Origin of the sequence: Streptomyces sp. NBC_01384 (assembly GCF_045040035.1) — a bacterium.
In the GTDB taxonomy this organism is placed as follows: domain Bacteria; phylum Actinomycetota; class Actinomycetes; order Streptomycetales; family Streptomycetaceae; genus Streptomyces.
Genome location: NZ_CP109559.1, coordinates 3,531,868 through 3,557,667, shown reverse-complemented (window position 1 = coordinate 3,557,667; position 25,800 = coordinate 3,531,868). Strand labels below are relative to the sequence as shown.

25 protein-coding genes are annotated in these 25,800 nt (G+C 70.5%); 20 read left to right on the top strand and 5 right to left on the bottom strand.

Annotated features, from left to right (window positions below; all coding sequences use genetic code 11):
• Positions 1 to 10: 10 nt before the first annotated feature.
• Positions 11 to 1,294, bottom strand: coding sequence for an alanine racemase (locus tag OG747_RS16080; RefSeq protein WP_405880020.1), 1,284 nt, complete (start codon positions 1,292 to 1,294; stop codon positions 11 to 13).
• Positions 1,295 to 1,435: 141 nt separating this feature from the next.
• Between OG747_RS16080 and OG747_RS16075 the strand changes: the two genes are divergently transcribed.
• The 5 genes from OG747_RS16075 to OG747_RS16055 all read left to right on the top strand — a co-directional run bounded on the left by OG747_RS16075 (position 1,436) and on the right by OG747_RS16055 (position 6,138).
• Entirely contained in the window at positions 1,436 to 2,485 is a 1,050-nt protein-coding gene (locus tag OG747_RS16075) for a sugar kinase (RefSeq protein ID WP_405880019.1), read from the top strand.
• The gene (locus tag OG747_RS16070) at positions 2,482 to 3,255 is read left to right on the top strand and encodes an IclR family transcriptional regulator (RefSeq protein WP_405880017.1); all 774 of its coding nucleotides are present in this window, start codon (positions 2,482 to 2,484) and stop codon (positions 3,253 to 3,255) included. The genes OG747_RS16075 and OG747_RS16070 overlap by 4 nt, the downstream gene beginning before the upstream one ends.
• Complete coding sequence (locus tag OG747_RS16065; protein ID WP_405880016.1) at positions 3,252 to 3,662, top strand: RidA family protein; 411 nt, start codon at positions 3,252 to 3,254, stop codon at positions 3,660 to 3,662. Before OG747_RS16070 ends, OG747_RS16065 begins: the two co-directional genes overlap by 4 nt.
• A gap of 228 nt (positions 3,663 to 3,890) precedes the next feature.
• Complete coding sequence (locus OG747_RS16060) at positions 3,891 to 5,378, top strand: GntP family permease (RefSeq protein ID WP_405885554.1); 1,488 nt, start codon at positions 3,891 to 3,893, stop codon at positions 5,376 to 5,378.
• A 124-nt stretch (positions 5,379 to 5,502) separates the two neighbouring features.
• Positions 5,503 to 6,138 (top strand): hypothetical protein, encoded by a 636-nt coding sequence (locus OG747_RS16055; protein WP_405880015.1) that lies wholly within the window; start codon positions 5,503 to 5,505, stop codon positions 6,136 to 6,138.
• Positions 6,139 to 6,169: 31 nt separating this feature from the next.
• On the opposite strand, the gene OG747_RS16050 is transcribed toward OG747_RS16055, so the two are convergent.
• From OG747_RS16050 to OG747_RS16040, 3 genes are all read right to left on the bottom strand, one after another.
• Positions 6,170 to 7,507: a M14 family metallopeptidase gene (locus OG747_RS16050; RefSeq protein ID WP_405880014.1), complete on the bottom strand. Its 1,338-nt coding sequence runs from the start codon at positions 7,505 to 7,507 to the stop codon at positions 6,170 to 6,172.
• A 190-nt stretch (positions 7,508 to 7,697) separates the two neighbouring features.
• Positions 7,698 to 8,711 (bottom strand): hypothetical protein, encoded by a 1,014-nt coding sequence (locus OG747_RS16045; RefSeq protein WP_405880013.1) that lies wholly within the window; start codon positions 8,709 to 8,711, stop codon positions 7,698 to 7,700.
• Positions 8,712 to 9,282: 571 nt separating this feature from the next.
• A complete protein-coding gene (locus OG747_RS16040) occupies positions 9,283 to 11,007 on the bottom strand; it encodes a chitinase (RefSeq protein ID WP_405880012.1) in 1,725 nt (574 codons plus the stop codon).
• Between the two features lie 321 nt (positions 11,008 to 11,328).
• Between OG747_RS16040 and OG747_RS16035 the strand changes: the two genes are divergently transcribed.
• From OG747_RS16035 to OG747_RS15970, 14 genes are all read left to right on the top strand, one after another.
• Positions 11,329 to 12,204 carry a hypothetical protein gene (locus OG747_RS16035; protein WP_405880010.1) on the top strand — a complete coding sequence of 292 codons (876 nt, stop codon included), beginning with the start codon at positions 11,329 to 11,331 and terminating at the stop codon, positions 12,202 to 12,204.
• A gap of 154 nt (positions 12,205 to 12,358) precedes the next feature.
• Positions 12,359 to 13,072: a Flp pilus assembly protein CpaB gene (cpaB, locus tag OG747_RS16030; protein ID WP_405880009.1), complete on the top strand. Its 714-nt coding sequence runs from the start codon at positions 12,359 to 12,361 to the stop codon at positions 13,070 to 13,072.
• Between the two features lie 93 nt (positions 13,073 to 13,165).
• A complete protein-coding gene (locus tag OG747_RS16025) occupies positions 13,166 to 14,788 on the top strand; it encodes a CpaE family protein (protein WP_405885553.1) in 1,623 nt (540 codons plus the stop codon).
• Positions 14,785 to 15,162, top strand: a complete 378-nt coding sequence (locus tag OG747_RS16020) for a TadE/TadG family type IV pilus assembly protein (protein ID WP_405880008.1) — start codon at positions 14,785 to 14,787, stop codon at positions 15,160 to 15,162. Before OG747_RS16025 ends, OG747_RS16020 begins: the two co-directional genes overlap by 4 nt.
• Before the next feature lie 18 nt (positions 15,163 to 15,180).
• Positions 15,181 to 16,521, top strand: coding sequence for a CpaF family protein (locus tag OG747_RS16015; protein ID WP_405880007.1), 1,341 nt, complete (start codon positions 15,181 to 15,183; stop codon positions 16,519 to 16,521).
• Between the two features lie 28 nt (positions 16,522 to 16,549).
• The gene (locus OG747_RS16010) at positions 16,550 to 17,491 is read left to right on the top strand and encodes a type II secretion system F family protein (protein WP_405880006.1); all 942 of its coding nucleotides are present in this window, start codon (positions 16,550 to 16,552) and stop codon (positions 17,489 to 17,491) included.
• Positions 17,492 to 17,507: 16 nt separating this feature from the next.
• Complete coding sequence (locus OG747_RS16005; RefSeq protein ID WP_405880005.1) at positions 17,508 to 18,398, top strand: DUF5936 domain-containing protein; 891 nt, start codon at positions 17,508 to 17,510, stop codon at positions 18,396 to 18,398.
• Positions 18,398 to 19,831, top strand: a complete 1,434-nt coding sequence (locus tag OG747_RS16000; RefSeq protein WP_405880004.1) for a sensor histidine kinase — start codon at positions 18,398 to 18,400, stop codon at positions 19,829 to 19,831. Before OG747_RS16005 ends, OG747_RS16000 begins: the two co-directional genes overlap by 1 nt.
• Positions 19,824 to 20,555, top strand: coding sequence for a response regulator (locus OG747_RS15995; RefSeq protein WP_405880003.1), 732 nt, complete (start codon positions 19,824 to 19,826; stop codon positions 20,553 to 20,555). The genes OG747_RS16000 and OG747_RS15995 overlap by 8 nt, the downstream gene beginning before the upstream one ends.
• Positions 20,556 to 20,660: 105 nt before the next feature.
• The gene (locus OG747_RS15990) at positions 20,661 to 20,894 is read left to right on the top strand and encodes a hypothetical protein (protein WP_405880002.1); all 234 of its coding nucleotides are present in this window, start codon (positions 20,661 to 20,663) and stop codon (positions 20,892 to 20,894) included.
• Between the two features lie 53 nt (positions 20,895 to 20,947).
• On the top strand, positions 20,948 to 21,499 hold the full coding sequence (locus OG747_RS15985) for a pilus assembly protein TadG-related protein (RefSeq protein WP_405885552.1): 552 nt from the start codon (positions 20,948 to 20,950) through the stop codon (positions 21,497 to 21,499).
• Between the two features lie 15 nt (positions 21,500 to 21,514).
• Entirely contained in the window at positions 21,515 to 22,120 is a 606-nt protein-coding gene (locus tag OG747_RS15980) for a hypothetical protein (RefSeq protein WP_405880001.1), read from the top strand.
• Positions 22,121 to 22,122: 2 nt separating this feature from the next.
• Positions 22,123 to 22,773 carry an OmpA family protein gene (locus OG747_RS15975; protein ID WP_405880000.1) on the top strand — a complete coding sequence of 217 codons (651 nt, stop codon included), beginning with the start codon at positions 22,123 to 22,125 and terminating at the stop codon, positions 22,771 to 22,773.
• A 4-nt stretch (positions 22,774 to 22,777) separates the two neighbouring features.
• Positions 22,778 to 22,960 (top strand): hypothetical protein, encoded by a 183-nt coding sequence (locus tag OG747_RS15970; protein WP_405879999.1) that lies wholly within the window; start codon positions 22,778 to 22,780, stop codon positions 22,958 to 22,960.
• Between the two features lie 529 nt (positions 22,961 to 23,489).
• On the opposite strand, the gene OG747_RS15965 is transcribed toward OG747_RS15970, so the two are convergent.
• Positions 23,490 to 24,302, bottom strand: a complete 813-nt coding sequence (locus OG747_RS15965; RefSeq protein ID WP_405879998.1) for a hypothetical protein — start codon at positions 24,300 to 24,302, stop codon at positions 23,490 to 23,492.
• Positions 24,303 to 24,840: 538 nt separating this feature from the next.
• On the opposite strand from OG747_RS15965, the gene OG747_RS15960 reads away from it, so the two are divergent.
• A complete protein-coding gene (locus tag OG747_RS15960) occupies positions 24,841 to 25,713 on the top strand; it encodes an LLM class flavin-dependent oxidoreductase (protein WP_405879997.1) in 873 nt (290 codons plus the stop codon).
• Positions 25,714 to 25,800: the final 87 nt, after the last annotated feature.

The window sequence follows — 25,800 nt, the reverse complement described above, 5'->3', positions numbered from 1 at the left end:
CCTGGAAGTTCTAGAAGAACGTACGGATGTAGTCGACGACCGTGCCGTCCGCCTCCACCAGCGGAATCAGCTGCCACTTGTCGAAGGACGTGCAGGGGTGGGAAAGCCCCAGGCCCACCCAGTCCCCGACCTCCACGTCCGCCTCCGGCGTCGTGCGCAGCCACGCGTGCTGGTCGGAGAGCGCGGTCACCGAGATGCCGGTCGCCGGGCGCTCGGCACCGTCACGGCGCACCACCTGGACCTCGGGCAGATCGAGGTCGTACGCCGCGTCCCGCTTCCCCGCGTTGACGAAGGCCTGCTCGGGGGAGGGCCGGGAGACGACCTGGGCCCAGAGGCGGAAGGCGGGGTGCAGGGCGCCCTCCTCGGGGACGCGGGTGAAAGGGGTGAGCCGGCGGTAGTGGCCGTCGTCGTGCGAGACGTACGCCCCCGAGCGCAGCAGCTTCAGTACGGGCAGGGAGAGGTCGGGGAGCTCGGAGAAGACGTCCGCGACGGCGTCGAACCACGCGCTGCCGCCCGCGCTGACGACGATCTCCGCGACCCCTTCGAACCGGCCCGCCTTGTCGAAGTCCACCGCCAGCGCGGTCAGGCGGCGCAGCCAGGCGTGGACCCGGTCGGGATCGGCCCCCGGAACCTCGCCCTCGTACCCCGCCACGCCGACCAGCCGCAGGGTCCCCGTCGCGGCCACCGCGTCCGCGACCGCCGCGCACTCCGCCTCCGTACGGGCGCCGGTGCGGGCGCCCGCACCGGCGGCGAGCTCGACGACGACGTCCACGGGGCGGGTGGAGCCGTGCAGCGCGGCGTCCGTCAGGGCGGCGTCCATGAGCTCGACGCCGCGTACCGAGTCGACGTAACAGATGAAGCGGAAGTCCGGGTCCGCCGCGAGCTCGGACGCGATCCAGCGCAGCGCCGCCGCGTCGACGAGTTCGTTCGCGAGGAAGACCCGGCCGATGCCGAACTCCCTGGCCACGCGCACCTGGTGGGGGACGGCGAGGGTGATGCCCCAGGCGCCGTGCTCGATCTGCCGCCAGAACAGCTGCGGGGCCATCGAGGTCTTGCCGTGCGGGGCGAAGGCGAGGCCGTGGCGGACGGCGTACGTCTCCATCAGTTCGAGGTTGTGCGTCAGGCGCTCGGCGGAGAGGGCGAGGACGGGGGTGGTGAAGCCGCCGGTGAAGAGGTTGCGGCGCTGGGCGGCCAACTCGCCGACGGTCAGGCCCCCGGCGTCCGGGGGAAGGCCCTTGAAGCGGTGGTCGACGCGTTCGGCCGCGAGACGGGCGGCGGCTTCGGAGACGGTCATGGGACCTTCCCTTCAAGAGTGTTGCATCATGCGCAACGGCCATTGCGTATATCGATTACCGCTGTCTAACATCCCAGCCAACGCAGGGTCAACGGTCCCGTTCGCCACCGTCGGCCGCGAGAGCGAGGAGCCCCAGTCATCGTGACCCCCACCGTTGTCGACGTCGTAGCGCTCGGCGAGTCCATGGTCACGTTCCTGCCCACCCGGCCGGGGCGCCTCGCCGATGTGCCGTCGTTCGAGCGGGGGATCGGCGGCGCCGAGTCGAATGTGGCGTGTGTGCTCGCCGCGGCCGGGCACACCGTGCGGTGGGTCGGCCGGGTCGGCGCGGACGGCTTCGGCGATCACCTCGTCGAGGCGATCGCCGCGTACGGCGTCGACACCTCCGCCGTACGACGGGATTCCGCGCGCCCGACGGGCGTCTACTTCCGTACGGCGGGCGACCGGGGGACCGACGCCCACGAGGTCGCGTACTACCGGGCCGGTTCCGCCGCCTCCGCGATGGCGGCGGGCACCATGGACCTGGACGCCGTCCGCGCGGGACGGGTGCTCCACCTCTCCGGCATCACCGCCGCGCTCTCCGAGGACTGCCTCGCCCTGATGCGCGAGCTCACCGCGCGCCGCCCCGGCCGCCCCCTCGTCTCGTTCGACGTCAACCACCGGGCCCACCTCTGGCACCACCAGGAACCGGGCCGGGTCCTGCTGGACCTGGCCCGCGGCAGCGATCTCGTCTTCGTGGGCGAGGACGAGGCCGAGACCGCCTGGGGCGTCACCGGCGGCCCGGCGGCGATCCGCGCCGCGCTGCCCGAACCCCGGGCGCTGGTCGTGAAGCAGGGGTCCAGGGGTGCCACCCTTTTCGAATGTGACAGTGAGGGCGGCAGTGTCACATTCGTGCCGGCCCTCCACGTCGACGTCGTCGCCCCGGTCGGTGCGGGCGACGCCTTCGCCGCCGGGTTCCTCTCCGCCACCTTGCGCGCACTGCCCGCCCGGGACCGGCTCCGGCACGGCCACCTGATGGCCGCCGCCGCCCTCACCGCCCCCGGCGACCTCGCCGCCCCGCCCTCCCGGCACCACGCCGACCGGCTGGCCGCTCTGGACGACGACGCGTGGGAGACACTTCGACTCGGCCCCGGCTGGACCGAAGCCGTCGACCAAGCCGTCGATCGGGCCGAGGAGGAGGTACGTACCCCATGAGCCAGACCGTCGACCGAGCGCTGAGCATCCTGCCGCTGCTCGCCGAGGGACCCGCCGACCTCGGCCAGGTCGCCGACCGCCTCGGCGTGCACAAGTCCACGGCGCTCCGCCTCCTGCGCACGCTCCACGAGCACGGCCTCGTCTACCGCCAGTCCGACCAGCGCTACCGCCTCGGCGCCCGCCTCTTCGCCCTCGCCCAGGAAGCCGTCGAGAACCTCGACATCCGCGAGATCGCCCACCCCCACCTCGTACGCCTCAACGAGAGTTGCGGGCACACCGTCCATCTCGCGGTGTACGAGGAGAACGAGGTCCTCTACATCGACAAGGTGGAGAGCCGCTACCCGGTGCGCATGTACTCGCGGATCGGGAAGCCGGTGGCCATCACCGTCGCCGCCGTGGCGAAACTCCTCCTCGCCGATCTCCCCGAGCCCGAGCGCCGCGCCCTCGCCGACAAGCTCGACTACCCCATGTACACGGCCCGTTCGACCCCGAACGCCCCCGCCTTCCTGAAGGAGTTGGCGACGGTGCGCGAACAGGGCTGGGCCACCGACCTCGGTGGCCACGAGGAGTCCATCAACTGCGTCGCCGCCCCCATCCACGGCGCCGACGGACGCGTCGTCGCCGCCATGTCGGTCTCCGCCCCGAACGTCGTCGTCACCGCCGACGAACTCCTCACCCTGCTCCCGCTGGTGCGCCGTACCGCCTACGCCATCAGCCACGAGTACTCCGGCAAGCCCCCCGCCAAGGAAGGAAGTCCAGGACGTTCATGACCGAGAAGATCGCGCTCACTCCCAAGACCCACACCACCCCGCCCGCCAAGTTCTCGCACGGCGTGAAGAAGGGGAACATCCTCCAGGTCGCCGGGCAGGTCGGCTTCCTCCCTGCCGAGGAGGGCAAGCCGCCGACGCCCGCGGGCCCGACCCTGCGCGAGCAGACCCTCCAGACCCTCGCCAACGTCCGGGCGATCCTCGAAGAGGGCGGCGCGACCTGGGACGACGCGATGATGATCCGCGTCTACCTCACGGACGTCGCCCACTTCGCCGAGATGAACCAGATCTACAACACCTACTTCGAGGAGCAGGGCCTCACCGCACCCCCCGCCGCCCGCACGACGGTGTACGTCGGTCTGCCGGCCGGCCTCCTCGTCGAGATCGACGCGCTCGCCGTACTCGGCTGACCCGGCCGTACTCGGCTGACCCGGCCGTACTCGACTGACGGGCGGTACTCGGCTGACCCGACCCTGAGCCGAGGCTCGTCTCCCCCTTCTCCCGCACCCCGTACGTCATCACGGCACGGCGTCCCCCCATGGGGCGCCGTGCCGCGATCCCCCCTGCCCGAAAGCCGCATGCCCCACTTACCCGACTGCAGAGGTCCCCCGCCCATGTCCTTGCCCGTGTCCTTGCCCATGTCCGTGCCCGTGTCCTTGCTCGCAGCCACCACCACACCACCGGCCCCACCCCACACCGGCGGCCTGATCGCCCTCATCCACGGCACCGCCGGTCTGCTCACCGTCGCCGCGCTCGGCATCGCCCTGCTCCTCGTACTGATCATCAAGGCGAGACTCCAGCCCTTCGTGGCGCTGCTCGCGGTCTCCATAGCCGTCGGCCTCGGGGCCGGTCTCTCCGTCACCGAACTCTTCGGCACGGTCCAGCGCTCCGACGCCGTCTCCCTCATCGAGTCCGGCATGGGCGGCACCCTCGGCCACATCGCGATCATCATCGGGCTCGGCACCATGCTCGGCGCGATCCTCGAAGTCAGCGGCGGGGCGGAGGTGTTGGCGTCCCGGCTGCTGAACCTCTTCGGCGAGAAGCGGGCACCCCTCGCCATGGGCCTCACCGGCCTCATCTTCGGCATCCCGGTCTTCTTCGACGTCGGCATCTTCGTCCTCGCGCCGATCGTGTACGCGGCCGCCAAGCGTGGCGGCAAGTCGATCCTGCTCTACTGCCTGCCGTTGCTCGCGGGTCTCTCCATGACCCACGCGTTCCTGCCGCCGCACCCGGGCCCGGTCGCCGCCGCGGGACTGCTCCACGTCCAGCTCGGCTGGGTCATCCTCATGGGCATCGTCTGCGGCATCCCCGCCGTGCTCGCCGCCTGGGCCTGGTCCGCGTGGATCGGCAAGCGGATCTTCGTCCCCGTACCGCAGGACATGGCCGAAGCCGCCGACGAGGCGAAGGCCGCGCTGGCCGAGGAGCAGCGGGCCGCCGGGGTCCAGCCGCAGGAGAAGCCGGTGCCGCTCGGCACGGTCCTGGCCATCATCGGTACGCCGCTGGTGCTGATCCTGCTCGCGACCTTCTCCTCGATCGCCTTCGACCCCTCCACGGGCCGTTCGGTCATCACGTTCTTCGGCCACCCCTTCGTCGCGCTGACGATCGCGCTGCTGCTGGCGTACTACCTGCTCGGCATCCGCCGCGGCTGGTCCCGCAAGTCGCTGGAGACGGTGTCCACGGCCTCGCTGAAGCCGGTCGGCAACATTCTGCTCGTGGTCGGCGCGGGCGGGGTCTTCGGCGCGGTCCTCAAGGGCAGCGGGGTCGCCCAGGCCCTCTCCGACACCTTCAACGACGTCGGCCTGCCGGTGGTCGTCCTCGCCTACCTCATCTCCCTGGTCCTGCGCGTGGCCCAGGGTTCGGCGACGGTCGCCATCGTCACCACGGCCGGCATCGTGGCCCCGCTGCTGACCGGGGGCGACCACTCGCAGGCCTTCGTCGCCCTCGTCATCATGGCGATCTCGGCGGGCTCCATCTTCGCCTCGCACGTCAACGACGGTGGCTTCTGGATGGTCGCCAAGTACTTCGGCATCAGCGAGCGGGACACGCTGAGGACATGGACGGTCCTGGAGTCGGTGCTGTCGGTGGCGGGCTTCGCGGTGGCGGCGGTGGTGAGCGTGTTCGTGTAATCCCGGCGGACGTTCGGCGATGGCGGCGACGCGGGGCAGTTCATGGACGAGTGATGTGCACTTCTTGAGACAACTCACGCCCCCGGCGCCCCACGCCACAGCATCGTCCGCCATACTGCCCGCTGTGGAGCAGCGCATAGGTTCGAAGAGCCAGCCCCTGGACGCGGCCGCGGTGAACCCGGCCTACATCCCCGGGCTTACGTCACCCGTGCCGGCGGAGCCGAAGGACGCGGCCGTCGAGGACGCGGTCGTCGAGGAGGCGGTCGTGTCGGAGGACGCGGTCATCTCCGAGGAGGCGGTCGTGTCCGAGGACACGGTGGTCTCCGAGGAGGCGGTCGTCGAGGAGACCGCCCCTGAGGAGACGGTCTCCGAGTCCGAAGAGGAAGCCGACGCTGCGGCCGACGCCGACGCCGACGCCGAATCGGACCCGGAGCCCGACCCCGACGGGCCGGTTTTCGAGGCCTCCGACCGGCGCGCCTCGATCAAGGCCGACCACAGCGGCGTACACCTTCGCCTGGACGACCAGGAGGCGGAGTTCCGCTGGGAGGAGATCGGCGCCGTGGAGACGGAGTCGCCGCGCTTCGGGAAGCGGTTCACCATCACGGTCCACACCCCGGACCGCCGTTGGTACCCGATCGAGATCGAGGCGACGGCCCGGGCGCGCTTCAAGGAGTGGGAGGACCAGCTGGACGCGGTCCTGGACGCCTACTTCGAAGACGGTGACGACTCCGAAGAGGCCCCGGACGAGAGCGCCCCGTAGGGGCGCACAGCGCACCGCCCCTGATCCCCGGTCAACTGCAGTACTGCGTCGCCTTCCCGATCGATCGGTACATGCAGTCCGCGTTCTCCAGCAACTGCAACACCGCATCCCGGTTCCGTGAGGTCTCCCGCTCGATCACCTCGTCGGGCGGGTAGAAGCCCCCACCGGAACTGGACGTCGGATACATCTCGAAGGTGAAGTCGAAGATCTTCTGGGAGCCCCAGAGATAGTCGTCGATCGACCCGTCGGTGATGTACAGGTCGCTGGACTGCTCGGCGGTGTACCCATTGCTGGCGGCCATCTTCTGGCCGACGGCCTTGAACGCGGCGGCGTCGTCCGCGGTCATCCCGGTCGCGGTGTCGGCGGTGGTGTACCCGAAGGGCCACAGCACGAGTTCGCTGTACGTGTGGAAGTCGATCCCGGCCGTGATCTGCTGCTTGCCGCCGATGACCCGGCTGCGTACGAAGTCGGCGACGACCTTCACCTCGGGCGCCGACTCGGCGGAGGCGCCGCGGTAGGTCTCGGAGGACGTGGACCCGGACGACCCGCCGCAGCAACCCCACCGGTAGTTCCAGTTCCGGTTGAGGTCCGTGCCGACGTTCGACGAACCGGAGTTGGGCTGACGGTTCTTGCGCCACGAGCGGTAGGACCCGGTCGCGATGTCGTACTCGCCGCCGTCCGGGTTGAGGTCCGGGACGATCCAGATCTCGCGGTTGTTCACCATGTTGGTGACGCGGGAGTCGCTGCCGTATCCGGCCCCGAGCTCGCGCAGCAGATACAGCGCCATTTCCACGGTCAGGTGCTCGCGGGCGTGCTGGTGGAAGGTGAGGAGGACCTCGGGCTCGTTCTCGTCGGTCGCCACGTTGTCGCTGACCTTGATGGCGACGATGTCCCGGCCCTGGTACGACTTCCCGATCACCTGCTTGCTCATGATGCTCGGGTAGGCCGCGAGCCGCTGGTCGATCTCCGTGTTCATCTCGGCGTAGTTGTGGTAATTCGAGTCGGCCGAGGGGAAGTCGAGGACGCGGAGGTCGTCGGCGCCGCGGGAGCGGTTCGGCGCCGAGCCCAGGAGAGAGACGTCGTAGCCCAGTTGGCGCAGCTTCTTGGCCTGGTCGGCGCGGCCCGAGACGACGACGGTCTCCTCGTCGGCCTCGTCCACGGTGACGCCGGTCCGCTGGATGGCGGTACGGGTCACCGGGGTGGTGCTCTGGTGGATCTCGTACTGGTGGATGTCGTCGGCCGAGGGCGTGGGGGCCTTCGCTCCGGTCGCCGTGGCGTGGGTGGCGGTGGCGGTGATGGGGGCGGCGAGGGCGAGCGCGAGGAGGGTCGCGAGGGTGGCGGTGCGCCTGCCGCGTCTGTGAAGTCGCATGAAGTCTCCTTAGCGGAGTGGGGGGTGGAATCAGTGCGACGTACGGAGTGCGGGTGTGGCGCTCATGGTGAGTGTTTGGCATGGGCAGGTCAACATTCGATAAAGAGCCGGTGGCGGAAACCGGTCATGCGTGGGGCCCCGCAGGCAGGTACGGCCGACGGGGCCCGAGTCGTGAGAGAGGTGAGGGAACTCAGCCCAGGCCGCGCCACTTCGCACTGAGGGCGATCGCCCGGAGCTGCTTCGACGTGAGCGCGGGGGCGGCGCGCGTCGCGGCCGTCACCTGGCTGCCGGAGTTGAAGGCACTGATCACCACACGGAACCCGTCGGTCCTGAGGGTGTCGGCGGTCCACATGACGACGTCGGCGCGGCCCGTCTCGCCCGGCCCCTCGCGCGTGACGACCTTCGTGCCGTCGGCCAGCGTCTCGGCGTCCGCCCCGAAGAGCTGGTCCTCGACGTCCGACATGTTCGACTGCACGGTGATCTGGACCAGACTCCTGCCCTTGCCGTCGTCGAGGACGACATAGGCGTACCCGCTGTCCGGGCCGCTCTTGGCGACCACCTTGACGCCCTTGGGAAGCAGCGAGACGAGCGTCGAAGTGACCGCGCCGCCGTCGATGCCCGTGGGCTGTGCGGGTGCCGCAGTCGGGGCCTTGGGATCCACGGGGATCGCATCGACGACGCCACGCCACGCACCGGCGGTGGCCAGCGCCCTCAACCGCGCCGTGGAAAGGGGCGGTTCGGGCCTGCTGACCGGTGCGCCCTTCTCGGCCGCCGCGTTCCATTCACTCACGCTGACGTGCTGACCCTTGGGGGTGACGAGGTCCGCCGTCCACAGCTTCGTGTCCGCGCGGCGGTCCGGGTACTCGTACCCCTGGAAGAGCTTGAGCGCCGAGCCGTCGGGCAGCTTGGCCGTGGCGCAGCTGTCGTACGGCGTCAGGGTCTTGTCCGGGCACTCGGTGGTCTGGCGGGCCTGCTCGCTGCCCGGTAGGACCCGGTCGAGGCCGACGGCGACGGCCGCCTCGCCCTTGCCGTCGTTGTAGACGACCTGCGCGTACGGGGGCAGCTTGTCGTCCGTGCCGCGTGCTTCCGCCGAGCCGAACTCGCCCCGGGGGAGCAACTTCTTGAGGATGCCGATCAGTTCGTCGCCGGTGTACGACGCCTTGGGGGCGGCCGAAGCGACGGGGGTCTTCGCACCGGTGGCCACGGAGCCTTGTCGGCCGCGCCCCGCTACGCTCGCGCAACTGCGCGCCGACATAGGCCGAAAGTTCGTCGACGTGCTCCTCGTTGTAGGCCCACAGGACGTGGCCGACGCAACGGGTCTGCAGCCAAAGGGGCTGCCAGAAGAACGGATCCTCACTACCGCCCAGTACCGCGCCGACCAGACCGGCGCCCCGCACCTCGGGTTCCCAGCCGGCGACGGCACCGCACCCTCCGCAAGCCAGACGGCGTGGCTGGAACAAAAGCTCGCTGAAGTACCTGGGTGCAGGAAGACCAGGCCGGGGAACCACGAGCGCGCAGCCGCCGCACTGCGGGCAGACCACGAGCATTCGGCCCGCGAACCGGGCCAACCAGCCCCCTGGGTCGTAGTGGCGCGCAGGGGCGTCACCCGGCTCAGAATCCATGGCGAACACCTTCGCAGGTTCGCGGCGCCGCCCGCGACCTAACAACCCCTCGGCCCGCCACCGCCGAGACCGTTCGCACCTGGCAACAAGCCGTGATGCGATGACAGCTCCGGGCGGGGCGGGCCGTGCTTGGGGGGCCTGGCGAGAGGTGCGTCAGCCGAGCGCGTGCACGTGCGCCCCCACCGAGTTCGACCACGCGTTGCCCGCCGCCGCGTCCCAGTTCGTCGACCAGGTCATCGCGCCGCGCAGGTCCGGGTAGGTCTTGGAGGGCTTGAAGGAGCCGCAGTTGGTGCCCTTGGCCAGGCAGTCCAGGGCGTTGTTGACGACGGTCGGTGAGACGTAGCCGCTGCCCGCGCCGCTCGTCGAGGCCGGCAGGCCCAGGCCGACCTGGGACGGTGCGAGGCCGCCCTGGAGCTGGATGCAGGCGAGGGCGGTGAGGAAGTCGACCGAGCCCTGGCTGTAGACCTTGCCGTCGCAGCCCAGCATCGAACCGCTGTTGTAGTACTGCATGTTGACGACCGTGAGGATGTCCTTGATGTTCAGGGCCGTCTGGAAGTACGTGTTCGACGTGGACTGCATGTCGATCGTCTGCGGGGCCATCGTGATGATCAGGGACGAGCCCGCCTTGGCGGAGAGGGACCTCAGCGCCTGGGTCATGTACGTCGCGTTGAGGCCGTTCTCCAGGTCGATGTCGACGCCGTCGAAGCCGTACGTCTGCATCAGGGAGTAGACGGAGTTCGCGAAGTTCGCCGCGGACGTGGAGTCGCTGATCGACACCGTGCCGTTCTGGCCGCCGATGGAGATGATGACCTTCTTGCCCGCGGCTTGCTTCGCCTTGATGTCCGCCTTGAACTGGTCGACCGTGTAGCCGCCGAGTCCGGCCGAGTCGAGGGTGAAGCTCACCGCGCCCGGTGTGCTCGTCGCGTCCGCGAAGGCCACGGCGATGATGTCGTACTGGGACTGCACGTCGGAGATCTTCTGGACCGTCGCGCCGTTGTTGAAGTTCTGCCAGTAGCCCGTGACGGCGTGCTTGGGGAGCGCGGTGCCACCGCCGCCACCCGAGGACGCGCTCGTCGTGCCCGTCACCGCCGTCGACTTCGCCGACTCACCGGCCGAGTTCGTCGCCGTGACCTGGAAGGAGTACGAGGTGGAGGCCGCGAGGGAGGAGACGGTCGCCGACGTTCCCGTCGTCGACTGCACCTTCGTACCGGCCTGGTAGACGTTGTAGCCCGTCGCGCCCGACACCGTGCTCCAGGAGAGGGAGACGGAGGAGGACGTGGTGGAGGAGACCGTCAGACCGGTGGGCGCTGCCGGGACCGTCGGGGCCGGGTCGCCGCCTCCGCCGCCGTCGGGGCCGTAGACCGAGAGGTCGTCGGCGTAGTACGGGGCCTGGCCGTACCACCCGTGCGTGTACACCGTCACCGAGGTCGTTGACGCGCCCGTGGTGAAGGTGGTCGAGAGTTGTTTCCAGGAGGTGGAGTCCGGGGTCCAGGTCGAGACGTCCGTGGTGCCCGTGCCCGTCACGCCGAGGTACGCGTACCCGCCCTGCATCCACGCGCTCAGCGTGTACGTCGAGTTGGGCTTGACCGCGACGGACTGGGTGCACTGGGCGTCGTCCTGCCCGGCGGGCGTGCCCTTGAGCGCGGCCGAGCCGCTGTGCACCGGCGAGGAGACGGTCGTACCGCTGGCCGCCGTACAGGTCCAGTTGCTCAGGCCCGACTCGTAGCCGCCGTTCTTGGCGTTGTTGATGTCCGCGGCCTGGGCCTGGCCCGCCAGGCCGGTGAGGGAGAGGACGGAGGCGGTGACGGCGGCGGCGAGGGCACCCGCCCATCTCCGTGCCGCCCAACTCCGTGCGGGCGTGCGTGTGACGCGGTCCACTGGGTCCTCCGGGGAGGTGGGGGAGGGATACGGAACGGTGGCCACCGCTGGATGTACAAGTTGGTCCAGACCAATTGGGTTGTCAAGGCCTCTGGCGGCCTTCGGGGTTCCAGGGGTTCGTCAACACCCCCCTCGCGTGGGCGACTTGTGGCATATTCGTCTTACTCTCCGTTGATCAAGCTCGCACCTTGCGTGAGTTGATCTTGGAGATTCTGTGTTGAGGCGGCCATGCCGTGGATATGGTGCTGATGCAAGAGGACGTCACAGGGGCCATCTGGGGCGGTGGTCGACCACCCCGCCGCAGTGAACGGGGTGTGCAGCGTGCCGACCGCGATAGCCGTCACCAGTCCCGACCTGGTGCTGCCACCGCACGACCGGCAGACACCCCCCGCGGTCGTCCAACCCCTCGACAGCCTCGAAAGCTCCCTCACGGGGATGCACGCGCTCATCGAGCAGCACGGGTACGTGATCTCGCTCTACCCGGCCTCGGTCGACGGAGCGGTCACCCAGCGGCTGCACACCGTCCGCTCCATGCTGGAGAGCGACCGTATCGCGCTGCTCGGCATCGATCTGCCGCCGCTCGGAGTGGCGTTACTGGCCCAGCAGCTGCGGCAGCTGTCGGTCTGCGACTTCAGCCCGGGCGTGCTCGCCTCCTCCGCCCGGCTGCTCGCCCACTACATCTACGCCGGCGCCCTGCTTGGCTCGGTCGCCAAGCTCGACCGGGTCCCGGTGACGATGAAGTCGCACGCCAAGTCGTGGGTGCCGGGCGCCCAGTTCGCCGTACTGTCCCATCCGCGCCCGCAGCTGGCCCGGATCGGGCAGGACGAGCTGACCGGGCCCGAGTTCGGCACCCGGCTGCTCGTCGCCGCGGGCCAGCCGCCCTCCGACTGGGTCACCGCGACCCTCGCGCCCGCCTGGCGCGTGCAGAGCGTGGCGACCGTACCGCTGCCGGAGGAGTCGGCGCGCTGGTGGGGCACCACCAAGCTCGCCGAGTTCGCCGCCGGACTGCACGACGTCTCCGTGCTCTACCAACTCGTCTCGTCCGTACGACGGGAGGAGTGCCACTGGTGCGGTCTCGAACTCATCGGTGACCGTTGCGGGTTCTGTGCCGCACCGCTGCCCCCGCCCTCCGAGCTTCCGCCGGCCACTGTGCGGGCAGCATCCTCAGTACGCGCTCTGCCCCGAGGCGCCACGTAAGGCACGTCCGTACGGCTGAATCACACGCTGAACAACACGGTGAACACCCCGCTGAACGACTCACTGAACAACCCACTGAACAGCTCGCTGAACAACATCAGGCACGACCGCTCGACCCCGCCGTCCCCGCCCCACGATCGAGGTTGTCCGCGTCATGAACTCACGCCAGCGCCGCGGCGTCATCCTGCTGGTCCTCTCGGTCCTGTGCGCCCTGGGCGCCTTCGCCGGAGTGCTCTCGGTGATCCGCGACGTGAACTCCAAGGTCGGCCCGGAGGTGGCGGCGTACCGCCTGAAGAGCGACATCGCGCCCTACAAGGAACTGTCGGCCGACCAGTTCCAGAAGATCTCGATGCCCAAGCGCTGGCTGTCGAGCACGGCGGTCACGAGTCTCAGCCAGATCCGCGGGAAGATCGCCGTCACCCAGCTGGAGCAGGGCTCCCTGCTCCAGACCGACATGATCGTGGACCGGCCCGCGCTGGAGGCGGGCCAGCAGGAGATCGCGATCATGATCGACGCGTCGACGGGCGTGGCCGGAAAGATCGACCCCGGCTCCCGGGTCAACATCTACGCCACCTTCAAGGCCGCCAACGACAAGGGCAAGAACCAGTCCAAGGTGATCGTCGAGAACGCCCGCGTCATCGACGTCGGCAAGCTCACCGCCCTCGACCCGGACCAGTCCAGCACCGAACGCAGCCGCATCGCCACCCAGGCCGTCCCCATCACCTTCGCGCTCGACACCGCCGACGCCCAACGCGTCGCGTACGCCGAGTCGTTCGCCGAACACGTCCGCCTCGCCCTGGTCGCGGGTGGCTCCGACGTGACCGTCGCCCCCGGCGACCGCACGTACACCCTCGACGAGGACAAGTAGGAGGCCGCGCATGAGGTCCATCCCCACGGGGCTGCGCCGATGGCCCCGCACGAGGCCGACGACTACGAGGCCGACGATTACGGGGCAGCGCCGATGACCATCCGTATCCTCCCGGCCGTCAGTGACGTCGACTCGGCCCGTGCGCTCGCCACCCTGCTGAGCCAGCTCGCGGACGCCGAGCCGGCCCCGCCCGTCCCCGACTCGACGGCGCTCCTCGACACCCTGGCGCGGCTCGCCGCCGAGTCTCTCGACGAACTGCCCGAAGTGGTCCTGGTCCACGAACGCATAGGTCCTGTACCGGCGTTGGACCTGATCCGCGACGTGGTCATGCGCTTCCCCGCGATCGGCGTCGTCTTCATCACCGCGGACACCAGCGCCGGTGTCCTCACCGCCGCCATGGACTCCGGCGCCCGCGGCATCATCGGCCTGCCGCTGGCCTACGACGCCCTCGCCGAACGCGTTCAGGCCGCCGCCGGGTGGTCGCTCGGCATGCGCCGCCACCTCGGCAGTGGCACGCCCGAGCTGTACGCGGGCCCCGGCGGCACCGTCGTCACGGTCACCGGGGCGAAGGGCGGCGTCGGAGCGACGGTCACCGCCGTCGAACTCGCCCTCGCCGCCCAGGCGTCGGGGCGCAGCGTCGCGCTGGTGGACCTCGACCTCCAGTCCGGGGACGTGGCCTCGTACCTGGACGTCCAGTTCCGGCGGTCGATCGCCGACCTCGCCGGAATCAGCGACATCAACCCCCGCGTCCTCCAGGACGCCGTCTACACCCACGACAGCGGAGTGGGCCTGCTGCTGGCCCCGGCCGAGGGGGAACGCGGCGAGGAGGTCACCGACCGGGTGACCCGCCAGGTACTGTCCGCCCTGCGCTCCCGCCACGACGTCGTGGTCGTCGACTGCGGCGCCCAGATGAACTCCGCGACCGCCGCGGCAGTCGAGATGGCCGACCGGGCCCTCCTCCTCGTCACCCCCGACGTCGTCGCCGTCCGCGCCGCCAAACGCATGGTCCGCATGTGGGACCGCCTCCAGATCCGCAAGGCGGAGGAGACGACGACGGTCGTCAACCGTTTCGGGCGCGGTACGGAGATCCAGCCCTCCCTCGTCGAACGCGTCACCGGCACCAAGGTCGCCCGCTCCGCGATACCCGCCGCCTTCAAGGAACTCCAGTCGGTCGTCGACGCGGGCCGCCTCCAGGACCTGGACGCCCGCTCCACGGTCAAGCAGGCGCTGTGGGCGCTGGCGGGGGAACTCGGGCTCGTGGTCGCCCAGGAGACCGGCGGGGGTGGCGGCAGGCGCCGCAAGGCCTCCTCGGACCGGGGCGCACTGGCGCTGCGGCGGCGGGGCGGCGACCGGGGCTCGGTCACCCTCGAATTCGCCGGCATGTTCCCCATCCTGCTCGTCGTGATGACGATCCTGTGGCAGTGCGTGCTGTACGGCTACTCGTACTCGTTGGCCGGGAACGCGGCGGACGAGGCGGCGCGGGCGGCGACGGCGGCGAATGCGGTCACTCCGGGGGCTTATCAGGGCGCGTGCGCGGCGGCAGGGAGCAAGCATCTGCCCGGTGCCTGGAAGGGCGCCGCGATCAACTGCAATCCGGCGGGCTCGGTCATGAAGGCCACCGTCGACGTCAAAGTGCCACTGTTCTTTCCCGGCTTCGACGCCGGGTGGCGTGTGAAGGGGAGCGCGGGCGCGGCGCTGGAGGGGGACAACCGATGAGGCCCTTACGGTGGCTGAAGCGGCGGCTCCGCGACGACCGGGGCGTCTCCATGCTGGAGTTCGCCGGGTTCCTGCCCATCCTGCTCGTCATCGGGATGGCCGCCATCCAGCTCGGGCTCATCGGGTACGGGATCAACCAGGCGGGGACGGGGGCGCGGGCGGCGGCACGGGTCGCCTCCCAGCAGGGTGGCCCCGCAGAGGGGACCGCCGCAGGTCAGGCCGCCGTGAGTGGATGGCTGAAGCCGGACGTTCCACCTCCCGCGAAGGGCGCGGACACGACCACCGCGACGGTCACCGTCCACGTCCCGTCCGTCATCCCCCTCTTCGGCCCCTACACCGTGACCCGCCACGCCACCATGCCCACCGACGACTGACCGGGAGGAGCCGAAGACATGAGCCTGCGTTCCCGACTCTCCACCCCCGACGAGGGCGGCCCCGCCCGCGAGGACGGACACCTCGTCGCCGTCTACCGAGCCAAGCTCCTCGAGGAGATCGACCTCGCCGAGATGTCGAGCCTGGCGGCAGCCGAACGCCGGGTACGCCTGGAGCGCGTACTCGGCCACATCATCAGCCGCGAGGGCCCGGTTCTGTCCTCCGCCGAGCGCTCGCAGCTGATCCGGCGGGTCGTCGACGAGGCCCTCGGGCTGGGCGTCCTCGAACCGCTCCTCGCCGACGCCTCGATCACCGAGATCATGGTCAACGGGCCCGACTCCATCTTCGTGGAGCGGGCGGGACGCGTCGAACAGCTCCCTCTCCGCTTCGCCTCCACCGACCAGCTCATGCAGACCATCGAGCGCATCGTCTCGACCGTCAACCGGCGCGTCGACGAGTCGAACCCCATGGTCGACGCCCGCCTCCCCACCGGCGAGCGCGTCAACGTCATCATCCCGCCGCTCGCCCTCACCGGCCCCACCCTCACCATCCGCCGCTTCCCCCGCGCGTACACCCTCCCCGAACTCATCGGCCTCGGCTCGCTCGACGAGCAGATGCTGATGCTGCTCGCGGCCTTCGTGCGGGCCCGCTTCAACCTCATCGTCAGCGGCGGTACCGGCAGCGGGAAGACGACCCTCCTCAACGCGCTCTCCGGCCTGATCCCGTCGCACGAACGCATCATCACCATCGAGGACTCCGCCGAACTCCAGCTCCAGCAGGAACACGTCATCCGCCTGGAGTCCCGCCCCCCGAATGTCGAGGGCAAGGGCCAGATCACCATCCGCGACCTGGTCCGCAACTCCCTGCGCATGCGCCCCGACCGCATCATCGTCGGTGAGGTCCGCGGCGGTGAGACCCTCGACATGCTCCAGGCCATGTCGACCGGCCACGACGGCTCGCTCGCCACCGTCCACGCGAACTCCGCCGAGGACGCCCTCATGAGGCTCCAGACCCTCGGCTCGATGTCCGAGGTCCAGATCCCCTTCGAGGCACTGAAGGACCAGATCAACTCGGCCGTGGACGTCGTCGTCCAGCTCACCCGCCACGCCGACGGCTCCCGCAAGGTCACCGAGATCGCCCTGCTGATCTCGCACGGCCGCGAACAGTTCCGCGTCATCCCCGTCACCCGCTTCGTCCCCCGCCCCGCCGGCCCCGACCGCGTCGTGCACGGCCGCTTCGAGCACCTCCCGCTGCCGCGCCCGGTCGCCGAGAAGCTGTACGTCGCCAACGAACCGCTGCCGCCCGCGTTCGGCGTCGCCGAGGTCCTCGACGTACTCGACACGAGGCAGGCCATCGGATGACCGACCCCGCCCCCGAAGGGAGGCAGCCATGAACGACCCCGCACTCCTCGCCCTCGGCGCCACCGTCCTGTGCGGCACCCTCGCCGTCGCGGGCGTCCACACGTACGTCTCGGGCCGAGCCCAGCGCCAGGCCCTCGTCGACCGCCTCGCCGGCGGTGGCCCCCTGCGCATCGCGGCCGGCCGCGTACGCCGCTTCGCCGCGATCGACCGCCGACTGCGCCGCACCCGCCTCGGCCGCACCATCCACCTGCGCCTGTCGGCGACGGGCCTCGACGTCACGGCGGGGGAGTTCGCCACGTACGTCACCGCCGTCGTCGTCGCGCTGTGGCTGATCGCAGCCTCGACGCTGGCTCCCTTCTTCGGTCCGATCGCCGCCGTCGTGGGCATCTGGAGCGCGGCCATCTTCCTGAACTGGCAGCGCCAGAAACGCATCGAGGCCTTCATCAACCAGCTCCCCGACGTGGCCCGCCTGCTGGCCAACGCGGCCGCCGCCGGACTGGCCCTGCGGACGGCGCTGGCGATGGCGGCGGAGGAACTCGAAGCCCCCGCGGGCGAGGAACTCGCACGTGTCGCCGACCAGTTGATGCTGGGCCGCACCATCGACGACGCCCTCGGTGAACTCTCCGAACGCCTCCCCTCCCGCGAACTGATCGTCCTCGTCACGACGCTCGTCCTCGCCAACAAGGCGGGCGGCTCGGTCGTCAGCTCCCTGCGCAACCTCACCCACACCCTGGAGGACCGCAAGGAGACCCGTCGCGAGGTCCGCACCATGCTCTCCGAGGTCAACGCCACCGCCTTCACGGTCCCGATGCTCGGTCTGGGCTCGCTGCTCCTGATCAACTCCTCGAACGACGGCGCCCTCGCCCGCGTCACCGGCTCCGGCCTCGGCCAGGCCCTCGTCCTGATCTCGCTCGGCCTGTACACCGTCGGTTTCTTCGTCATCCGCCGCCTCGGCAAGATCGAAGTCTGAGAGAGGAGGAGTCACGTTGCTCGCGCTGCTGCTCGCCCTCCTGACGGCCGGGGCCGTCGCGGGCGCCCTGCTGGGCATCCGCATGATCCGCGCCGACGCCAAACTCCCCAGCGACCTCGCCCTCGCCCTGGAGGTCGGCGGGACCCGCGTCTCCACGGCCGAGTCCGCCGTCGACCGCCTCGGCATGCGCTTCGCGCCCACGGTCCTGCGCCTGATGGGCCCGCGCCGCGTCGACGGCAAACGCCGCCGCATCGACATGGCGGGCAACCCCGGCGGTCTGACCCTCAACCGCTACGCCGCCCGCCGCGCGGTGTACGGCATCTTCGGCGTCGTACTCGGCCTCGTCTTCCTCTCCAACGGCCACCCCCTCCTCGCCCTCTTCACGCTGGCCTTCGGCCTGCTGGCCGCCGACGCCCTCATCTGGCAGGCCGTCCGCGAACGCAAGGAGGTCATCGACCGCACCCTCCCGGACTTCCTCGACGTCCTCGCGGTCGTGGTCTCGGCGGGCCTCGGCTTCCGCCAGGCGCTGGACCGGGTGGCGGAGAAGTACGAGGGCCCCTGGGCGGACGAACTGCGCATCACCCTGCGCCAGATGGACATGGGCGTCAGCCGCCGCCAGGCCTTCGACGAACTGCGCAAGCGCAACTCCTCCGAGCAGGTGGCCCAGTTCGTCTCGGCGCTGCAGCAGGGCGAGGAGCTGGGCTCTCCGATCGCCGAGACCCTGATCCAACTGGCCACGGACATGCGCCGCACCGACGCCCAGAACGCCCGCCGCCGCGCCGCCAAGACCATCCCCAAGGCGACGATGGTGACCCTCGTCTTCATGCTCCCGGCGACGATGATCCTGATCGCCACGGGCATGTTCCTCGGGTCGGGCACGAACTTCGGCTCGATCCTGGGCCGCTGATGACCAGCCGCCGTACTCCCCTACCGAGGCCGTCACCGCTGTCGACGCTCTCGCTGTGGCTTTCGGGGTCCCTGCCGGGGTTCCTGTCGGGGCCGCTGTCGTGGCTGTCCCGGCTGTGGGCGCGACGCCACCTGGTGAGCACCGACGGCGGCTATCTGGCCGACGACGCCCCGGCCCCCGGAAGCGTCCGCCTCCAGCTCAACGCCCTCCAGGCCCTGTGCCGCCAGGCCTTCGCCGTCCGCCTCGCCGCGATCGCCATCGGCGCCCCCTTCGCGATGACCAACGCCACGAGCGGCCCGTCCCGCTACACGGTCCTGGCCGCCGCCGTCCTCGGCGTCATGGGCTCGTACGCCATGCTCAGGGACTGGGACCGCTTCGGGCCCCGCCTCCTCGCCCACCCCAGCCTCATGGCCGTGGACCTGACCTTCGGCGCGGTCCTGCTCCTGACGGCGTCCCCCGCGTCCCCCCTCGCGTACGCGACCGTCTGCACTCCACTCCTGGCGGGCCTGCTGTACGGCTGGCGGGGCTCGGGCATCTTCACCGGCCTCCAGCTGATCGTCCTGGTGACGGTGTACAGGGCCTGGCAGCACCACCCGGGGGCCGGCGCCAGCACCCTCCTGGTCGCGGGCTTCTGCGTCGGCGCCGGCATCATCGGCGTCACCCTGCGAAACCTGATGTTCCGCTTCGGTACGGCGAGCCAGGCGCTGTCGGAGGCGAACTCCCGCCTGGCCGTCGCCGAGGCGGTGGAGTCCGAACGGGCCCGCCTCGCCCGCGAGATGCACGACTCGGTCGCGAAGACCCTGCACGGTCTGGCCCTGGCGGCCGAGGCCCTCGCCACGTCGGCCGCCGCCGGGGGCGCGGACCCGCACACGCTGGGACAGCAGGCGACGATCGTCGCGGGCGCGGCCCGCCGGGCCGCCGCGGAGTCCCGCGACCTCCTCTCCGACCTGCGCCGCCACACGGACCTCACGAGTGCGAACACGGACGTCCTGTCAGAACTCGACGCCCGCGTACGGGCCTTCGAGTCCCGCACGCACCTCCCCGCTTCCCTCCACCACCGGGGCGAGCGTCCGGTCCTCCCGCACGCCACCGCCCACCACGTCCTGGCGATCGTGTCCGAGGCGTTGGAGAACGCGTACCGCCACGCGGACGCGACGCGGGTGACGGTGGAACTCGACGTGTCGGAAGCCGAGTGCGCCGTACGCGTACGGGACGACGGAACCGGCCTGCCTCCGCCCGTCGCCCTCGACGACCTGACCAGATCCGGCCACTTCGGTCTGCTCGGCATGGTGGAGCGAGCCGCGTCACTGGGCGGCCGTATCGACCTGAACCGTTCCCCGCAAGGAGGCGCGGAGATCCACCTGACCCTCCCGCTCTCCTTCGCCGTCCCCCACCTTCCCCCCACCCCCCAAGAGGAGGCCGCACATGCCTGACCAGGCACTTCCCGGCCCGAACCTCCGCGTACTCGTGGCCGACGACAACCCGGTCGTCCGGGCCGGCCTGGCCGCGCTGCTCGACGGCCACCCGGACCTGGAGGTCGTCGCGAAGGCGGCCGACGGGGAGGAGGCCGTCAGGGCCGCCACCAGACTGCGCCCGGACATCGTCCTCCTCGACGTCCGCATGCCCGGCACGGACGGGCTCACCGCCCTCCCCGCCCTCGCCCGCCTCGCCCCCGTGATGATGCTGACCTACAGCCGCGAACCCGAGGTCGTGGCCGAGGCGTTGCGCCGGGGGGCGGTCGGCTATCTCGTCCACGGCGAGTTCACGGCCGCCGAACTGATCACCGCCGTACGGGAGATACGGCATGCGTGGGCAACTGTCCCGGATTCACTCGGTGTTTCGTACGAACCGAACGATTTTCCTTCGCATCTGCAACCGCTTGTGGGACAGTCGTCAAAAGCCCGGTCCGGCTTCGCGGCAAGGCTCCATCGCCGCGTGCCCAATCGGCTCAACTTCGGCCTGAGTTCACGGGAGGTGGAGGTCATGGATCTCATCGCGTCCGGCATGAGCAATCAGCAGATCGCCGCCGCCTGCTTCATCAGCGAGAAGACCGTCAAGAACCACATCAACCGCATCTTCGCAAAGCTGCACAGTTCCTCGCGCAGCGAAGCGATCGCCCACTGGCTGGGCACGGCGCGTGAGGGGTGGAGCCGATGACTCCACCGACGGGAAGTTGGGCCCCTGGGCCCACCCGGAGTAGGCGCGTTCTCACGTACGGTGCTCGGGTCGGTAGTGGTGGCGTCGGGTGGGAGGACAGGGGCCATGGTGACGAGGGACTGGACGCTGAGGGCGACGGTTCGGGTGGAAACCTGGGCGCGTGCGGTCTCCGGCCGGGTGCGGGGGCGGGAGCGGGATGCGGGGGCCGGGTTCGTGGAGTATGCGGGGTTGATGATCATCATTGCGGGGATCTTCGTACTGATCAGGGGTCTGAATCTGGCCGGCACGATCTCGGGAGCGATCGGGACCGCGGTCAACAACGTCATCGGCGGCGGCTGACCGCCGTACACCTGCGCGGCGACCGAGGTCAGACTCTCCCCATCTACATCTGGCTGACGGGGATTCTGCTCTTCGCTGCGCTCGCCTTCTTCGTGTTCGCCCAAGCAGCGTCCGCCCGGAATGGAGCTCAATCCGCGGCGGACGCTGCGGCGTTGGCGGCCGCACAGGACTCCCGCGACGAGCTGATGACGGGCCTGGCGGGGGCCGTGGGCACAAATGACCACTGGCTGGACTGGCTCAAGGGCGACCTGTTCAAGGGTGCCGGAGCCACGGCCGCGGCCGACCGGCTGGCCGCCGAGAACGACTCGACGGTGCAGGGGATTGCCCAACCCACCACCGTGAACGGATTTCCGGGCTACCGGGTGGAGATCGAGACCCGTTACACGGTCGGCAAGTCGATCATCCCGGGTACGGAGGGCATGCGTGCGAGGGCTCACGCCATCGCCGTCATCGAGCCGCGCTGTCATTTCGATCCGGCTGCGGATCCCAAGAAGCCCGTCGAGCTGACATGTGACGGCGCGACCCTGAACATCGACCCCGGGCACTTCGATCCGGGCTCTCTTCCGGACGCGTCCGTGCTGTTCTCTGTGCATCTGGCCGAGTGAAAGGAATCCGTACCGATGGACTTTCGGCACACCATGAAGGGCCGCAGGGCGCTGAGCGCGGTGGCGATCACGACTGGGTTGCTCTTCACGGTGGCCGGCTGCGGCGGGGGAGGCGACGGAAAGTCCGAGAAGGAAGCATCGACTTCATCGACTTCATCGGCTTCCGCGCAGAGCAGCAGCGGCAGCGGCACGTCGGGATCGAAGGCATCGGAGTCCGACACGGTGCTCGCCGAAGTCAAGGGCGAGAACGGCCTGGTGCTCACGGTCACCTCCGCCAAGCGTGACGAGGGAGGCTTCGTGACCGTCGAGGGGACGGTTACGAACAACACGAGCGCCCTGTGGGTCGCGGCGGAGTGGCGCGGCGACGAGAGCGAGTTGGCCAGGAACGGCGGGTCCATTGCCGGTGCCAGCCTGATCGACCAGAAGGGCAAGAAGAAGTACCTCATTCTCCGGGACACCTTGGGTCGCTGCCTGTGCACGCAGTTCTCCGGCGGTGTGCGTGCGGGCGCGACCGCCGACTGGTTCGCCCAGTTCCCCGCGCCCCCCGCCGGCACCACCGCCATCGACTTCCAAGTCGGCTCCATGCCCCCCGCCTCCATCCAGATCTCCGAGGGCGAGTAGCCATGGCCCTCCCACCCCGCAGCGCCGCGACGACGCTCACGGCCCTCGCCGTACTGGCCGCGCTGAGCCTCACCGGCGGCCCGGCGTACGCCGACGGCACCGACCCCAGTGCCCCGCCGGGCAGCGTCACCACCTCCCCACCCCCCACCGTCGACCCCACCAGCCCCGGCCTGAAGCTCGCCGACGGCGCGACGCTGGCGCCGGCCAAGGTGTTGGACATCAAGTCGGTAGTGGAGGACCTCGGCGGCGAGGAGCGGCGCGAGGACACCAACTCCGATGTGACGTTCGCGCTGCAGGCGGAGGTTCTCTTCCCCAAGGACAGCTCGAAGCTGAACCCCGACGCCCATTCCCGTATCCAGGCGATCGCGGACGAGATCAAGAACCAGAAGGCGACGACGGTCCGGGTGTTCGGGTTCACCGACAACCTCGGCTCGTACGCCCACGGCCTGGTCCTCTCCAAGAAGCGTGCGGAGATCGTCCACGACGAACTGGCGGCGGCGCTCGGCTCGACGGACGTCACCTTCGAAGTACGCGGCTACAGCGAGGACTACCCGATCGCGGACAACACCTCGGAGGAGGGCCGCCGCAAGAACCGCCGGGTGGAGGTGACGTTCCCGAGGGGCGCGTCCACGAGCGGGAGCGAACAGGGCTGACCGGTTGACCAGGTTCGACCACCGTGTCGTCGCGGTCGTGAGCATCAAGGGCCTGCGGACGGACCGCGAACTCTTCGAGAAGGCGCGTGAGGGCAAGGGGTGGTCGATCCTGGAGCAGCCACGGCACCCCACGGGCACCCCACGGGCACCCCACGGGCACCCCGCGGGCACCCCGCGGGCACCCTAGGGGCCTGAACTCCGCGAGGTGGAGTACACCGTGGAGATCCGGCTGCCGGGCACTTACGGCGGGGCCGTCCGTGGTGCCCGGCTTCAGATGGAGAGGGTGACCCGTTGAAACGGAGTTGGTTCTCGTACACTGACCCGCCGACACAGGCGTCCCCGTACGCCCCCGTACATCCCTGCACGCACCCATATGTCCCCGTATGTCCCGGCCTGGGTGTGCTTCCGCTTCCGGCGCCTGGCCGTCATGCTCCACCTGCGTGGCACTGGGTGCCGGCTACGTGCGACGACCGGGGCGGAAGCCTTGACCCTGACGCGCCGAACGCTGCCCGGAACGGCGCCGGTGCCGCCCGGGATTGGGGTCCGGAGCCCGGAGAACGACCCCGAACAGCCCCGAGCGATGCGGTGGGACAGCGATCTTGTGCTGGGCGCCTGGGCTATCGGGCTATCTGTATCTGCTTCTGGCTTGGTGCTCATGCCTGTGCTGCTTACTGGTGGCGATTGGAGCGGAAGTCCCCGCCCTCCGGCCCCGCCCTCTAGTTCCCCCTCTCCAGGCTCCGCATCGCCCAGACGGCCGCCCCGGACGGGCCCTGCGGCTGACCGCGCCGAGCCGCACGCCACGGCTCCGCCACAGCACCACCTCCCGCACCCCCGCCCCCCACCGCCCGCCGAATCGTGGCGATCACCGTCCCCGGCGAGCGGAACACCTCCTCGGCGGTGAACCGCAGGGCGATCCGGACCTCGGGGCACTGCTGGAGGTCGTTGAAACGGGCGACGTCCCGGCGGTGGTCCTCGCGGCTGCCGTGGTACGCGTACCCCTCGATCTCGACGGCGACGCCCTGTGCCCGGAACAGGAAGTCGGGGCGCAGGACACGTCCGGCCAAGGTGACGACCTCGGCCTGCGTCTCCGGGTGCAGCCCGGCGTCGTGCATCCGCAGCCGGGCCATCGTCTCCGCCGGTGACCCGCTCGCCGGATCGGCGAGCGTCAGCCATCCGCGGGCCCGGGCAGCGCCGCGCGACCGTTGCCCGAGGGCGGCGGCGACCGCGTCGAGCCGGGTGAGCGGCATCCGACGGACTCGCTGCTCGCCCACGGTGACCGTGCGGCGGGCGAGCGCGGAGTCAACGGCCACCAGGGCCTCGTCCCGGGGCCCGGACAGGAGCAGGTCGGCCAAGGTGCGGTCGACGCTCGTGGCCCGCAGCCCGCCCCGCTCGACCACGTCCTCGGCCGGCAACGCGCTGCGGTGTACCCGCACCCCCGTCCGCTTCCGAACCCCCTCCGGATCGGTGAACTCCGCCTCCACCCGAAGGAGTTCGATCCGCCACAACCAAGCCGCCGCCCGATGGCTCACCACCAGCTCCGGTGTGGTCAGCTGCGCCGCTCTGAGCCGTATCCGAAAGTCCGTCCTTGCCCCCGGCTCCGCCCAGACACCCTGCCCGAGCCCCGTCCACCCCTCCTCCTTCAGGCGTCGGAAGAGAGAGGGACGAGACCACCCTTCCCCCACCGCCCACGACGTCAGCAACAGCCCTGCCCGGGCCACATCCCGCAACTCCCGCACCCCCCAACTCTCCCGCACTCCCCCCCGCCCCCCAGCCCCCTGTGGATAACTCCCCCCACGAACCCGGAGCCAGCTGGGTCCCTCTGGGAGGGGTAAGTGTCTTTTCAGTCTCAGGGGGCTGCTGACGTGAGGCCTCTGACCTGGACGTATGCGATGCACGTCGACGAATTCCTGAGACCGGATGCCCAATTGACTCATGCCCCAAGGGCGGCCCGGGCGGCCGCGAGACTTTCCGACGCCGGGGACGCATAGTGCGGGCGGTTGCCGGTCAGACGGGCGGTTGCCGGCTAAAGCGGTTGTTTGTGTGGCGGTCGGTCGGTAGGAAGGCCGTATGACTGCTCTCGGTGCTGTGTTCCGGCCCCAGCTGCCTCCCGAACGTCTGCGTGCCGTCGCGCGTGCGGCGGATGACGCGGGCCTGGAGGAGCTGTGGCTGTGGGAGGACTGTTTCCTCGAAGGGGGCATCTCGGCCGCGGCGGCCGCCCTCGCCTGGACCGAACGGGTGCGGGTCGGCGTGGGACTGCTGCCCGTCCCGCTGCGGAACGTCGCCGTCACCGCGATGGAGGCCGCCACGCTGCACCGGATGTTCCCGGGGCGCGCGATCCTGGGCGTCGGCCACGGCGTACAGGACTGGATGGGGCAGGTCGGCGCGCGGGCCGAGTCTCCCGTGACGCTGCTGCGCGAGCACCTCGACGCGCTGCGCGCCCTGCTGCGGGGCGAGCGGGTCAGCACGGACGGCCGGTACGTGAAGCTCGACGGCGTCGCCCTCGACTGGCCGCCGACGGGGACACCGGAGGTGCTCGTGGGTGCCACCGGGCCGCGTACGCTCCGGCTCTCCGGCGCCGCGGCCGACGGCACCATCCTCACCGCCGCCACCGCACCCGAAGGGGTACGCAGGGCGCGCCAACTCATCGACGAGGGGCGGAAGTCGGCGGGCCGGACCGGCCACCACCGGGTGGTCGTCTACCTCCACACGGCCACCGGACCGGACGCCGCCGCCCGGCTGCGCGCCGAGATCGAGGCGGGCGGCGAGGAGCCGGTCCCGGAGCATGGCGTCGCCGGGGACGCGGGGACGGTCGCCAAGGCCGTACGGCGCCTCGCGGACGCCGGCGCCGACACGGTCATCCTCCAGCCCACCGCCGACGAACCGGACCCCGAGGGCTTCGTACGGTTCGCGGCCACGGAAGTACGGCCGCTTCTCTCGTAGGCAGGCGTTGTCGGTGTCCGCGTGGGGCCTCTGGCATGGGCTATGGGGCATGGGCGATGAGGCATGGGGCCATGGGGCATGGAGCGG